Raw genomic sequence first — 13,580 nt, 5'->3', positions numbered from 1 at the left:
AACGATTACTTCAAATCCTGAAGTTCGAAATGATCTCGGAAATACGGGAACGGTCTTCCGTTTTCGTCGAGACAAACATAAGTGATCTTACAATCGATGATTTCTTTCAATTCTTTGCGGCTTTGACTTTTACCGATAGAAGTGTTTCGAATCGTGATCGAACTGTTTCCGATCTTGTCGATTTTGGAAAAAATCTGAATGATATCTCCCAAAAGACCGGGACTTTTAAAAACTACGTCCGCCATACTTACGGTTACGATATTGGAATAACGAATCTTTTCCATCACAAACATCGCACAACCCTCGTCGATCCAAGCGAGCATCTGACCTCCGAAAAGAAATCCGTGCTGGTTCAAATCCCGAGACATCACGATATGTTGCGTCGCAAGTTCCATTCCTTCCAACTTCTGATCGATAAATACTTCCATACGATTCTAAACTCCGTTATCAAACGTGGACGAAGGACAATCCTTCTTTAATATACATTCTTCACAAAACCTACGATGGGCCTTACAACTCTTTCTACCCAAAAAGATCAGATACAAGGAAATATCCCTCCAATATTTTTCGGGGAGAATTTCCATCAGATCCTTTTCCACTTGAACCGGATCCGTCTTCCTTGTAAGACCGAGCACCTTTGAGATACGATTGACGTGCGTATCGACTACGATTCCTTCCACAAGACCGTGCACTTCGGACAAAACCACGTTAGCCGTTTTACGACCGAAACCGGGAAGACTCGTAAGTTCTACGATGGTTTTAGGCAGTTCACCACCGAAGTCGTTTAACAATTTCTTCGCGAATCCTTGGATCGACTTTGCCTTGTTGTGGTAGAATCCGGTGGAAAAGATCAGCTTCTCTATGTCTTTTAGATCCGCTTCCGCAAAGGATTCAAGACTGGAAAAGGTTTTAAAAAGCGCCGGAGTGACTTGATTGACTCGTTCGTCCGTGCATTGCGCGCTGAGAATCACCGCAATCGCGAGTTCGTAGTCTTTTTGAAAATGAAGGGGGGTTGTGACATCCCCGAATTCTTTTCTTAAAAGAGAAAAGATTCGGGAAAACCACTTTAGAAACGCAGGATCAGGCTTTTTTAGGAGCCGCTTTTTGGATTCCCGCGTATTTTTTCGGAGCAAGAACGCCCAAGGATCCGCCGTTATCTTTGATGGCGGCCTTAATTCCTTTTTTTCTCAGAGTACGAAGAGCTCTGGTAGAAAGACGAACGGTAACCCAACGGTTTTCATCTTCCAAAAAGATTCTTTTTTTGATAAGATTCACCTTCCAGGTTCTTCTTGTCTTAATGTGGGAATGGGAAACGTTGTTCCCGGAGATAGTTCCTTTCCCGGTTACTTCACATCTTCTGGCCATAGTAAGGACAGGATTGATGAGCACCTTTCTCTGTCAACCTTTCCGCCGAATTTCTGGCGTTTAGGAAGGAATTTGAAGAAGTTTTTTCTTTTTTCATTGGAGAATCTCCCGGTTGCAAAAAAGTAACCCTCAGACCTTTCCCGATGTTTAGAACCTTCTTTACAAATCTTCAACTTCGCTTGGATCGAATTTGGAAGGTCAATCTTCTTCCATTCTTCCAGAGCAAACGAGTCCGAATCGAAAGACGATTACAGCCCATTCTCCAGGAAGAATTCACCAAAGAACAAATCGTAGATCCAAAACAGGTCCAGCACCTTCTTTATGAAACCAATCTTCCTCTGGAGAACGGAATTCCTCCCCAATTTGCGGGCGCGGTCGAAGTGGAAACGAGCGCGTTTGCGGGCGGAAAACAAAAGGTTCGGATGAAACAAAAACTCCATTCGAGTTTTCCCGAACAAACCAAGTATCGAATTTGGAAGCTCTTACACAAATCGCTTCTGGCTCTTCATGAAAAACATTGGAAGAATTTTTTTGTCAAAGCGGAATCCGATTCTTCGGAGGTTCATCATTCTCCGGATTTGATGAGCGCGGCCTCGCCGAAGCCGTATCATTTATTTCTTCATTCTCTCGTTCTTTGGGAAGAATTTTATCCTTGGGAAGAATGGAAATCTTCGCTTCCGGTTTCCTGGATTCCGTTCGGTAGTTCCAAGAAAATCAAATTGCGTTACGTAGCCGCCCGTGTTTCTTCTTTTTCCAAACAGGAATTTTATGACGAATCCTATTCTCCCGAACTTGCGTTTTGCGATCTTTATGCCTTGGGTTATCTCCGCGAAACCTCGGACAAAAACGTGGATTTGGAAAACCCGGAATCGTATTACTTGGGAACGTTCTTTCCTTCTAAATTAGAAAGAAAGAATCTTCCTCTTTGGTTGAAAGAACGGAATTTGTTTCCTCAGGAATTTCAGTGGAAGAGTTCCGCCAAAGAACAAATATTCAAGATTTTGAATAAAGAAATCCGTTTTAAGATCGAAAGCGAAACCCAGGAATCCTATGATTCTGAGTTTTTACAGGTCGGCGGTAGAAAGTTTCATTTGAAGAGCGATTTTTTGCAGGCTCGTTTTTTTCAACGCGCGATCTTGACCGTTCATCCGATGGTTTTTGCAAATCGTTGGCTGAAAGGATTTTGATCTCTGCAAATCTTTTTCGAAAGTCTTGTCGGAACACTTTGAAAAAACGCGTTCAAGCAAGAATTCTTTTTTAGAATTGTTCCGACAGGAATTCAAGTTTAGAGTCGCAAATTCTTCCAGCGTTCGACTCCGGCACGAAATCGGTCGGGCGTTTCCCCGAAACCGATTCGAATCCAACCCTCGGTTTCAAAGTCCCTTCCTGGTAAAACAAAAACCCCACATTGATCCATCAGCGCGTCCGCATACTGGGAAGAAACGATCTTCTCATTCAACTTAACAAAGGAAACGACGCCGCCACCGGGAGGAATGAACGTTGCAATCCCCGGAAGTTCTTTCCAAACACTTTCAAAGGTTTGAATATTCTCTAAAAGTGATGTTTTGATCGGAGCGATCACACGTTCTCGGTTTTCCAGAATCTTCAGCGTCAAAAACTCGGAGATCGGAGAAACCGTATGTGTGAGATAATCCTTAAACGATCTCGCCTTTTCGATCAATTCCCTTGGACCGGTGATCCAACCGATACGAAGACCCATCACACCAAAACATTTTGTGATGGAACCCGTGGTTACGGTTTTGTTCGTAAGTAATGCGCCCGACCAGGAAAGATCGTTTTGAAAATCCAAAAATCGATAGTGTTCGTCGAATAAGATCCAACCCGGATGTTCCGAGGCAAATTCTTTGATCTTTTCGATCTCCTCCGATTTTAAGGAAAGCCCGGACGGATTTTGAGGATGATTGAAAATTACGAGATTTTTACCGCGCGCAAAAAGTTCCCAAACACAAAATTCGGGAAGAAAGGAATTCGGATTTTGATCCAGATATTCCAAAAGAGAAACCGGTTCGAGCACCGCCCCGATCATCTTCGGTATTTCGTATAACGCTTGAAAGGCGGGATCCAAATACGAAACAACGGATCCCTTTTTACAAAGAAGGTGAAATAGAATGAAGAGCGCTTCCCCGGTTCCGGTTGTCACTAAAACCTGATCCGCGTTTAAACCCGGATAAAGTTTTGCAATTTCTTTCCTGAGCGAAAGTTCTCCTCGATTGGGGGCGTCTTCCAGAGAAATCGAAGTCAGAATCTCGGGGGCAAGATCCAGTTTATTGAGAAGTTCTCCCAAGGTAATGTTTCGAATCCCGCTTTCACCGAGATTACAAGGAGCAACCTTTCTATATTTTTCGAGTCTTTCCTCGATCCAGAATTCTCCGGGTTCCATCAAGAGACAAGGGTAAGAACTGCCCCTCCCAAAAGAAATAGAATTGCGAAAAGTCCGAAAGAAATCTGAATCCAGAAATGAATTCGTAAACTACGAAGACCGATTCGTAAAAAATCCAGATCCTCTCCTTTTGTATCGGTGATTCTTTTAAAGGAAATTCCCGCGCTATAACTCCAGAGGCCGGTCAGTAAAAATAGAATTCCCGGAACGAGAAACAAAACGAGCTTACCCGTATCGTTGGAAACAAAAGCCGAAAAGAATGAAACACCGGAAAGACAGAAAAAGGAAAGCGATGCAAGTTTTAAAACCCGGCTTAAACTTAGAAATTCCCTGTTTTCGTCCTGATTGAATTCGTAAGATTCCATACTTTTAGAATCGGCTAAAATTAGGGTTGAACCTCAGAGAAAGCCGATTTTTATGAATTTAATCCTCTTAAAAAAACATATCGGAATCCGTAATTTTATGAATCATCCCGAATCCTTTATTCAATCCTGGACTCAGGAACCCTTTCCTTCTTCGGTCCGCGAAGAAGCGAATCTCGCATTAAAAAAATTCTCTCAAGGAGAAACCGGTGCGGACGTGGAAGCCTTTTCGATTCCACTCGAATTCGGTACGGGAGGAATGAGAGGTAGACTCGGAAGCGGAATCGGTCGGATGAATGAATTCACCGTCGGAAGAGCCGCTCTCGGTTTTGTAAGTTATCTTTCTGGCAAAAACAAAAAGGCATCGATCGTGATCGCCTACGACTCGAGAAGAAGATCGAAAGAATTCGCGGAGGTGACCGCGGGGATCGCGGCTTCTCTTGGAGTGAAGGTCATTCTTTTTAACGAAGTGACTCCAACCCCTCTTCTTTCCTACGCGATTCGTTACTACAAAGCGACCGGCGGGGTTGTGATTACCGCTTCGCACAACCCTCCCGATTACAACGGCTTTAAAGCATATCTTGCGGACGGAGGACAACTCGTCCCTCCGGATGATAAAAAGATCATCTCAAAAATCGAATCGATCCAAGATTGGAATCAGATTTCCATTCTTTCCCCTAAGAGCGCACTTTACAAAAAGATGGTAAAGGCCGCGGGAAAGGATTGTTTCGCGTCTTACAAAAAAGAACTTTCGAAAGCGGGAATTCTTTCCTCAAAAATCAAGCCGAAGGACCGTGCTTCATTGAAGGTCGTCTATTCGCCGTTACACGGAACAGGCGGAAAGTCGATGAAGGAACTTTTGAACGGTTTCGGTTATAAAAACGTATTCTTAGTTCCCGAACAAAAAGATCCGAACGGAGAATTCCCCACCGTTAAATATCCGAACCCGGAAGAACCGGAAGCGATGGAGCTTTCGAAGAAGTTCGCGATCGCCAAAAACGCACACGCATTTATCGCAACGGACCCGGACGCGGACAGACTCGGAATCGGAGTCAAAAGCGGAAACGGAGAATACGTTTTATTAAACGGAAATCAAATCGGTTCGATCATGGCGGCTTATCTTTGCGAGAATTATGCGCTCGGTAAAAAAAAGAAAAAAGCGGTTCTCATCAAAACGATCGTGACCACGGATCTTCAGGAAAACATCGCAAAGAAGAACAAGGTAAAATACAAAAACGTTCTTACCGGATTTAAGTTCATCGCTCAGGTGATGGCAAAGATCGACAAAAGCAAAACGGATTTCTTTTTGTTCGGCGGAGAAGAATCCTTCGGTTATCTTCCGGTTTCTTTTGTAAGGGATAAGGATTCTCTTTCTTCAGCTTTGCTCTTACTCGAAATTCTTACCGAGAAAAAAGATCTGCTCGCTTATATGGACGAAATCTATCTTAAATACGGGCTCTTTCAGGAAAGTCTAAAGTCCTTAACGTTAGAAGGAAGCGCGGGTAAGGAAAAGATCCGCAAATCTCTGGAATCACTTAGAACCGTGGATCTTTTGGGAAAGGAAATTCATCACAGAAAGATCGTTGGAATTCTCGATTACAAAACTCAAACCGCTAAAGGAACCGCTTCGAAGTCCGCGTTTGCTGGTTGTCCTTCCTCGGACGTGATTCAAGTCATACTAGATGGAAACGCAAAACTTACGATTCGGCCTTCGGGAACGGAACCGAAGATCAAGATCTATTCTTCCTTTCAGAGTTTAAAAACTCCGAAGTCTAAGGAAGAGATTTCAAAACTTACGGGGGATCTTCTTTCCGAGATCCAAGCATCCGAAGAAATATTTTTAAAACTGGCAGGACTCTCATGAACGACACGGACATTCACAAGGAACTTTTTCAGCACACGAAAGAATTGGCGGATCACTATCTCCTCAATACGTACGCTCGTTACAATGTCGCGTTTCGTTACGGTGTGAACGAACTTCTATTCGACTTTGATAATAAACAATACATCGACTTTCACTGCGGTGTTGCCGTGACGAATCTCGGACACGCAGATCCGGATATCATCGAAGTAGTTCGTTCTCAAGCGGATAAACTCTTTCATACTTCCAATCTGTTTTATTCGGAAGAAGCGGCAAACCTCGCTGAACTTTTGATTCTAAATTCCTTTCCTGGAAAAGTATTTTTGACCAACTCCGGAACGGAAGCGATCGAAGGCGCGTTTAAACTCGCACGGAAGTACGCGGATTCCAGAAGTATCGTTGATCCTATCATTCTTTCCTTGGAAAAAAGTTTTCACGGAAGATCCGTTTCCGGTATGAGTTTAACCGGTCAGGACAAGATCAGAAAGGGTTACGGAGAACTTCTAAAAGGAATCGAGTTCGTGGAACCGAACAACGACGAAGCTCTTGTCGCGGCGTTTGAAAGATACCAAGGAAGAATCGTAGCTCTCATCGAAGAACCGATCATCGGTGAAAGCGGAATCATTCCTTTGAGCAACAGCTTTCTTACACTTTCCAGAGAATTGACGGCGGAAAACGAAGCGCTTCTGATCTTTGACGAGATTCAAACCGGAGTCGGAAGAACGGGAACGTTATTCGCCTTTGAAACGATGGGATTCGCTCCGGACGCAATGACTCTCGCGAAAGGACTCGGTTCCGGTTTTCCGATCGGAGCCTTGATCGTGGGAGAAAAATACCAGGACCTTTTCACACAAGGATCTCACGGTTCCACTTTCGGTGGAAATCATCTCGCCGCGGCGATCGCTTACGAAACGATTCGTATCATTCAAACCAGAGAAATTTTAAACAACGTAAACCTTTGTTCGGACATCGCGTTTACAAGACTCAGAGAGATGAAGGAAAAATATCCGGTGATCTCCGAGGTAAGAGGAAAAGGACTTCATATCGGAGTCGTTCTGAAAGTTCCTTCTCGCCCTGTTGCCGAAGCCTGTTTGGCCGCGGGACTCGTCGTCAATGCGACTGCGGAGAACGTGATTCGGATCATGCCTCCTCTTACGATCTCGTCCGACTTTTTAAACCAAGGGTTGGACATTTTCGAATCCGTACTCAAACAAAACTAAAAAGGATCCATAAAAAGAATGAAGAATGTAGCAGTACTATCCGGTGACGGAATCGGACCGGAAGTCATGGAGGTCGCCCTCTCCGTTTTGAAAAAGGCTCTCGGTGCAAAGGCTTCCGAATTTAATTTTAAGGAAGGACTCGTCGGAGGAATCGCAATCGACAAAACCGGACATCCGCTTCCACCGGAAACCCTAAAACTCTGCGAAGAATCTTCCGCGATTCTTTTTGGAAGCGTCGGCGGACCGAAATGGGAAACCCTTCCTCCTGAAAAACAACCGGAACGAGGAGCCCTTCTTCCTCTCAGAAAACATTTCGATCTGTTCGCAAACTTAAGACCCGCGATCATCTATCCGGAACTCAAAAACGCTTCTCCGGTTCGCGCGGATATCATCGGAGACGGTTTGGACATTCTGATTTTGCGAGAATTGACCGGAGGAATCTACTTCGGACAGCCTAAGGGAAGAGAAGGATCCGGGCAGGAAGAATTCGCATACGACACGATGAAGTATTCCAGACGTGAAATCGAAAGGATTACCAGAGTAGCGTTCCAAGCCGCCCGTAAAAGAAATAATAAAGTGACAAGCATCGATAAGGCAAACGTCTTGACTACTTCCGTTTTTTGGAAAGAAGTTGTAATCGATTTGCATAAGAAAGAATTTTCGGACGTCCAATTGAATCATCTTTACGTGGACAACGCGGCGATGCAGTTGATCGTAAATCCGAAACAATTCGACGTAGTTCTTTGTGAGAACATGTTCGGAGACATTCTTTCCGACGAGGCTTCCATCATCACCGGATCGATCGGAATGCTTCCTTCGGCGTCGCTTTCCGAATCCGGTTTCGGTTTATACGAACCGTCCGGCGGTTCCGCGCCCGACATCGCGGGAAAGGGAGTCGCCAATCCGATCGCGCAGGTATTGAGCGCGGCTTTGATGTTACGCTATTCATTCTCCATGGAAGAAGAAGCTTCCAAGATTGAAAGCGCCGTTCGCAAAACGATCGCGACCGGTAAAAGGACAAGGGACATCGCGGAAGCGGGATCCACCGTAGTCGGAACCAAGGAAATCGGTCAAGTCATCGAATCCTTTCTCTAATAAGAGGTAAAAAGATATGAAAGCAGGTGTAGCTCCCAACGGAAGACCGTATCAGGTTTTGATAGCCGAGAACTCCAGATTTCAAGCCAAACAATTGGCGCAGATTTTGGAATCGGAAGGTTATCAAGTGATCGGGTTCGCCGAAAACGGAAAGGAACTCGTAAAACTATACGACGAACACAGACGTGTGGATCTAATCACGCTCGATCTCAATCTTCCCGTAATGGACGGTTATGCGACCTTCTTTGAAATCAAGGATCGTGGAGTTCTTCCAAGGATTATCATCGTATCCGAAGAAAACACTCCTGCGGTTTTGAAAAACCTAATCGACGAAGGTGCGATGGATTATATTCCAAAGCCGGTGAAACGCGAAAAGGTTTTGGAAAAGATCAACGCCGCGATTCAAAAAGTTCCTAAGGTCTAACCTCTTTCCAAATCAGATTCAGATTTCTTCCGACGTCCTTTTTGCGATGACTGAAGAAATCTGAATTCTCTTCCATCGTGCAGATCCTATCGGATTGAAACGAAACCACGATTCCATTCTTCTCAAGTCTATATCGAACGAACGATTCCAGATCGAGTAAAAACTTATCGACCCCGGTTGGTTTGAGACATTCTGGAAATTCTTTTCGAAACAAACTCGCTACTTCATCGCCGACCTCGTAACGGAGTCCGCTCGCACAAGGACCGAGATAACCGAACAGAGATCCGTCTTTCAAGATCGATTCGTCGAATGCAAGCCTCAAAGTTTTTTCGGAGATTCCGGCTAACGTTCCCTTCCAACCCGAATGAATCGCTACAAATTTCGGGCTCTTGGGCGACCAAAAAAACAAGGGCATACAATCTGCGGTTTTGATACAAAGAACTTGATCCGGTTCTTCTCCGATCCAAGAGTCTCCGTCCTCAAAGGAAAAAGAATCCGAACGATCCGCGTCTAAAACCGTATCCCCATGGACCTGGTTTAAAATAAAAACCGAGGATTCCTTTTTACCAGTCAATCTTGCAATTTCGGTTCTTTGTTCGGAAACGTCCAAGCTCCGACCGGGCAGTTCTTTCTTTCCCGCGATGAGAATCTTGATTTGTCGGCTTTCGGAAATCGGAAAGGAATGAAGGAGCGCCATCGAATCCGAAACTAAATTCTCAGGCGAAACTTACCAGTGTTAAAGTACGTGATCTAAAGAAACCCTCCGGGAAGACTGGAAAAACTTTCATCCATGAATCAGAATTCTTTTGAAAAAACGAAGGTAAAGATCTGCGGAATCAGGGATCTTCAAATCGCCAAGGTATGCCTGGACGAAGGCGCGGATTACATAGGACTCAACTTTGTTCCTTCCAGCCCGAGAAAAATCGCCTTAGACGACGCGCAAAAAATCGTAGAGTATTACTCATCGGAAAAGAATTCTCCGAAGATCGTTCTGTTATTTTATAAAAATTCTTTCGAAGAAATCGAATCGATCCGCTCCGCTTTAAAACACGATTTCGTACAATGGGTTTGGGACGATCCAACTCTTACGAACGCGGACCCGAAAAAACTTTTTGGAGAACCTCAGATCTGTTCGTATCGAGTTACGGCTCCGATCGACGACGAGATTCTCAAAAACGTTCCCGGAGAATTTTTGATCTTGGACAGTTATTCCAAGGGCGCAGGCGGCGGCACCGGAGAAATCTTCAACTGGGAATTCGTTTCCAAGGTGAGCAGAAAGTTTTTATTGGCCGGTGGTTTAAACCCGACTAACGTAGCACAGGCGATCCAAACCGTAAAACCGTTCGGAGTGGATGTCGCGAGCGGAGTCGAATCCGCGCCGGGTGTCAAAGACAAAGAAAAAGTAATTCAATTTATCAGGAACGCAAGAACCGCTTTATGAGTTTGGAAACCACAGGAACATCCGCAGAATACTGGAGTGATCTCGCAGACGCGCTCAACACTCCGATGATGAAACAATTCCTCGCGATCAAGAAGGATTTCCCGGATACGATTCTATTCTTTCGAATGGGAGATTTTTACGAGATGTTTTTGGACGACGCAAAGATCGCCTCCTCCATTTTAGACATCGCTCTTACAAAACGTCAAAACGCGGTTCCTATGTGTGGGATTCCGTATCATTCCAAGGACAATTATATTTCCCGTCTTCTGAACGCGGGTAAGAAAATCGCAATCTGTGAACAATCCAAACCGGAAGAACCGGGTTCGAAATTGATGACAAGAGACGTGGTCCGAATCATCACTCCGGGAACGGTCATCGAGGAAAATCTTCTTTCCGGTTTTCAAAACAACTATCTCGCCGTTTTACATCTTAAAAAAAGTCTGATCTACTTTGCGATGGCCGATTTTTCCACGGGAGAATTGTTCTATTCCTCCGCATCGGTTACAAGTCCGGAAAGACTGATCGCGGAACTCGAAAAGTTCAAACCTTCGGAGATATGCGTTCCTGTATCCGAACAATCCTACTTTCAAAATTTGGAATATTTCAAAAACAGAGAATTCACTCTCTTAAAAGAACAACCGGAAACTTCCGAAAAAGATCCGTTCCAAATTCTTTCCCGTTATTTGACCGATTATATTCGAGAGACGTATAGGGAGAACAAACTCGTTCTAAGAGAACCTAGGATATTGAGTTCCGGTAAATTTTTGGAAATGGATCGGGAAACGATCCTGAACCTCGAACTCGTCGAGAACGAAAAAGAAAAAAATCATACGCTCTATTCTATATTCAATTTTTGCAATACTGCAAAGGGAAAACGCCTTCTCAAACAGCGAATTCTTTTTCCGGAATGCGACGCCGCGGTTCTTTATTCCCGTTGGGAAAAACAGGACATTCTTTTAAAAACGGTTCTAGCTCCCTTCGTGTCTGCGCTTAAGGACGTGGCCGATTTGGAGAGAATTCTCACTCGCTTTCGGGGAAATCACGCGTATCCGAGAGATTTTCGATCCTTTCTAAATTCGATTTCAACCGGGATGAAACTGAAAAAAGATCTGGAATCGCTTTCGTATCCGTTTCTCATTCCTTCGGAAGAATTGAAAACCCTTTCCGATTTTATCGAAGAACGTTTGCATCCGGGCGACGATCTTCCCGTGATCTTAGGCAACGGTCCTTTTTTAAAAGCGGGGCTTTCCGCGAAACTGGACAAGGCGCGAGAAGCCGGAGTCAAAGGAAAGGACTGGATTCTCGAACTCGAGACCGAAGAGAAAAAAAGAACCGGTCTTAACACATTAAAGATTCGTTATAATAAAATCGTTGGCTACTTTATAGAAATCTCGAGGGCACAAGCGGAACAAGCTCCCAAGGATTATCTCAAAAAACAGACTCTCGTAGGAAGCGAACGTTTTACGACTCCGAAACTGGAAGAAATCGAACGGACCATCTTAGAAGCGGACGAGATCATTCAGGAAATCGAAAGAGCCGAATTCAATCGAATGACGGAAGAGGTTTTGAAATATTCCTCGGCGCTTCTTTCGTTTTCGGAAGAGATCGGCGATCTGGATTTTCAGATTTCAGTTCTAACCGCCAAGGACAAGTTCGGCTGGATTCGTCCTACACTTTCCGAGGATCGTTCCTTGGATCTGGGAGATTCAAGACATCCGGTCGTCGAAGCCACTCTTCCACCCGGTCAAGAATTTATTCCCAACTCGGTTTTTCTGGATACACACGACAAGGCGGTCGCAGTTCTTACGGGACCGAACATGGCCGGTAAGTCCACGTTTATGCGTCAAATCGCGCTCAATCAGATTTTGTTTCAGATAGGGGCCTTTGTTCCCGCGAAGTCCGCACGTCTTCCGATCGTGGATAAACTGTTCACGAGAATCGGCGCAGGAGACAATCTTACCGCTGGAGAATCCACATTCTTCGTGGAGATGAAAGAAACCGCAAACATCCTCAATCATTATACCGAAGATTCTTTGATTCTTTTCGACGAGGTCGGACGCGGCACATCCACGTACGACGGAATGAGCATAGCTTGGTCCATTCTCGAATATCTTTCTTCGTTACCCGTAAGACCGAAGACGATCTTTGCGACACACTACCACGAACTAACGGAACTTTCCCGTCTCGGAGGAATTTTCAATCTTTACTTGGAAACTCTGGAAAAGGACGACAAGGTTCTTTTTTTGAGAAAGGTAAAGATCGGTAAGGCTAAAAAGTCTTTCGGGATTTACGTGGCGAAGATCGCCGGTGTTCCCGAGCCGATCGTAAAACGAGCCGCGGAACTTTTGACGGATTTAGAATCCAAAAAGAAAGAGATTAAAATTCAAGAAGCGCAACCTTCCCTTTTTGCGGAACCGGAAATAAAAAACGTTCCTTCCGTCACGGAAGAATCCATTCTTAAATTGAAACTGGAAGAGATGACTCCGATTGAAGCCCTAAAGACTTTGGAAGACTTTCAAAGAAAACTAAGAAAACAAAAATAAGAGAGAATCCATCGGAGCGAAATCCACCCAATTGAGGATCAGCTTTTTCAATCCTTCTTTTGCATGAAAACCGATTCCGATTCCGGCCTCGTTCAACATAAGAGAATCGTTTGCTCCGTCGCCGACCGCGACCACTTGGGCGAATGAAATTCCTTCCCGGTCGCGGATCATCTTTAAGTATTCGAGCTTTTTGTTTTTATCCACGATATCCCCGACTACGTTTCCGGAAAGTTGTCCGTTCTCCCTTTCCAGAACGTTAGCGTAAACCTCGTCGATTCCGTATCTCCTTTGAAAGATTTCCAGAATGTCCGTGAACCCTCCCGAAAAAACGGCGGTTCTACTTTGATTTTCTTTCAGACCTTTGAGAAGATTTTCAACTCCTATGTTTAAAGAAAGAGTCGGATAAAGTTCGGTAAAGATAGATGAGGAAAGTCCTTTTAAATAGATGCATCTTTTTTTCAAAGCCTCGTGAAAATCGAGGTTCCCTTCCATCGCTTCCTTGGTTACGGACGCGACTTCCTCGTAAACGCCCGCCATTCTCGCGAGTTCGTCTATGACTTCCTGTTGAATCAAAGTGGAATCCATATCAAAGGCGAAAAAACTTTTCTTCTTCGCGTCCAGAAGTTTGTCCACTTGTAGTAGATCCGAATTCCTTTTTGCGAATGTTTCGCGGACGGCAATCAGTTCGGAACGATCCAGTTTTCTAGAAATCTTCCATTCGATACAATTCCAGAGTCCTTGTGTACGGACCGGAGCCGAGGAAAGTAAAAATCGTTCTTCGGGTTTTAAGGAAACGAAACTTCCCAGTCCCAATAGGATTTCTTTTCGAATTTCTTCGGGATTTTGAGTGAGAATTAAGAGCAATGGA

General features: G+C 44.5%; 14 protein-coding genes. 7 read left to right on the top strand and 7 right to left on the bottom strand.

All coding sequences use genetic code 11. The annotated features are described in order from the left end of the window. Positions 1–5: 5 nt before the first annotated feature. The 3 genes from CH367_RS16990 to rpmB are packed head-to-tail and all read right to left on the bottom strand — an operon-like array spanning position 6 to position 1,365. Positions 6–428 carry an acyl-CoA thioesterase gene (locus tag CH367_RS16990; RefSeq protein ID WP_100763691.1) on the bottom strand — a complete coding sequence of 141 codons (423 nt, stop codon included), beginning with the start codon at positions 426–428 and terminating at the stop codon, positions 6–8. 6 nt (positions 429–434) lie between these two features. Further along, entirely contained in the window at positions 435–1,133 is a 699-nt protein-coding gene (gene nth, locus CH367_RS16985) for an endonuclease III (protein WP_100763690.1), read from the bottom strand. Further along, positions 1,081–1,365 (bottom strand): 50S ribosomal protein L28, encoded by a 285-nt coding sequence (gene rpmB, locus CH367_RS16980; protein ID WP_100763838.1) that lies wholly within the window; start codon positions 1,363–1,365, stop codon positions 1,081–1,083. Before rpmB ends, nth begins: the two co-directional genes overlap by 53 nt. 143 nt (positions 1,366–1,508) lie before the next feature. Between rpmB and CH367_RS16975 the strand changes: the two genes are divergently transcribed. Further along, the gene (locus CH367_RS16975; RefSeq protein ID WP_100763839.1) at positions 1,509–2,552 is read left to right on the top strand and encodes a hypothetical protein; all 1,044 of its coding nucleotides are present in this window, start codon (positions 1,509–1,511) and stop codon (positions 2,550–2,552) included. 98 nt (positions 2,553–2,650) lie between these two features. Here the strand turns inward: CH367_RS16975 and CH367_RS16970 are convergent, their stop codons facing one another. Together CH367_RS16970 and CH367_RS16965 are read right to left on the bottom strand one after the other, a co-directional pair. After that, complete coding sequence (locus tag CH367_RS16970) at positions 2,651–3,766, bottom strand: pyridoxal phosphate-dependent aminotransferase (protein WP_100763689.1); 1,116 nt, start codon at positions 3,764–3,766, stop codon at positions 2,651–2,653. Further along, complete coding sequence (locus tag CH367_RS16965) at positions 3,766–4,131, bottom strand: hypothetical protein (protein ID WP_100763688.1); 366 nt, start codon at positions 4,129–4,131, stop codon at positions 3,766–3,768. The genes CH367_RS16970 and CH367_RS16965 overlap by 1 nt, the downstream gene beginning before the upstream one ends. Positions 4,132–4,228: 97 nt before the next feature. Here CH367_RS16965 and CH367_RS16960 point away from each other — a divergent pair, with 97 nt between their 5' ends. From CH367_RS16960 to CH367_RS16945, 4 genes are read left to right on the top strand one after another with little or no spacing between them, the layout of a single operon-like run. Beyond that, a complete protein-coding gene (locus CH367_RS16960) occupies positions 4,229–5,992 on the top strand; it encodes a phospho-sugar mutase (RefSeq protein WP_100763837.1) in 1,764 nt (587 codons plus the stop codon). After that, positions 5,989–7,209, top strand: a complete 1,221-nt coding sequence (locus tag CH367_RS16955; protein WP_100763687.1) for an aspartate aminotransferase family protein — start codon at positions 5,989–5,991, stop codon at positions 7,207–7,209. The genes CH367_RS16960 and CH367_RS16955 overlap by 4 nt, the downstream gene beginning before the upstream one ends. A gap of 18 nt (positions 7,210–7,227) precedes the next feature. Continuing rightward, positions 7,228–8,304, top strand: coding sequence for a 3-isopropylmalate dehydrogenase (leuB, locus tag CH367_RS16950; protein WP_100763686.1), 1,077 nt, complete (start codon positions 7,228–7,230; stop codon positions 8,302–8,304). Between the two features lie 16 nt (positions 8,305–8,320). Next, positions 8,321–8,728, top strand: coding sequence for a response regulator (locus tag CH367_RS16945; RefSeq protein ID WP_100763685.1), 408 nt, complete (start codon positions 8,321–8,323; stop codon positions 8,726–8,728). Here the strand turns inward: CH367_RS16945 and CH367_RS16940 are convergent. Then, positions 8,718–9,425, bottom strand: coding sequence for a purine nucleoside phosphorylase YfiH/LACC1 family protein (locus CH367_RS16940; RefSeq protein ID WP_100763684.1), 708 nt, complete (start codon positions 9,423–9,425; stop codon positions 8,718–8,720). The genes CH367_RS16945 and CH367_RS16940 overlap by 11 nt on opposite strands. A 93-nt stretch (positions 9,426–9,518) precedes the next feature. On the opposite strand from CH367_RS16940, the gene CH367_RS16935 reads away from it, so the two are divergent. After that, positions 9,519–10,169, top strand: coding sequence for a phosphoribosylanthranilate isomerase (locus tag CH367_RS16935; protein WP_100763683.1), 651 nt, complete (start codon positions 9,519–9,521; stop codon positions 10,167–10,169). Further along, positions 10,166–12,712, top strand: coding sequence for a DNA mismatch repair protein MutS (mutS, locus tag CH367_RS16930; RefSeq protein ID WP_100763682.1), 2,547 nt, complete (start codon positions 10,166–10,168; stop codon positions 12,710–12,712). The genes CH367_RS16935 and mutS overlap by 4 nt, the downstream gene beginning before the upstream one ends. Here mutS and serB read toward each other — a convergent pair. Then, complete coding sequence (gene serB / locus CH367_RS16925; RefSeq protein WP_100763681.1) at positions 12,695–13,576, bottom strand: phosphoserine phosphatase SerB; 882 nt, start codon at positions 13,574–13,576, stop codon at positions 12,695–12,697. The genes mutS and serB overlap by 18 nt on opposite strands. Positions 13,577–13,580 lie beyond the last annotated feature (4 nt).

It is taken from the genome of Leptospira barantonii (genome assembly GCF_002811925.1).
Classification (GTDB): Bacteria; Spirochaetota; Leptospiria; order Leptospirales; family Leptospiraceae; genus Leptospira; species Leptospira barantonii.
This window is presented reverse-complemented; position numbering and strand designations above follow the sequence as displayed.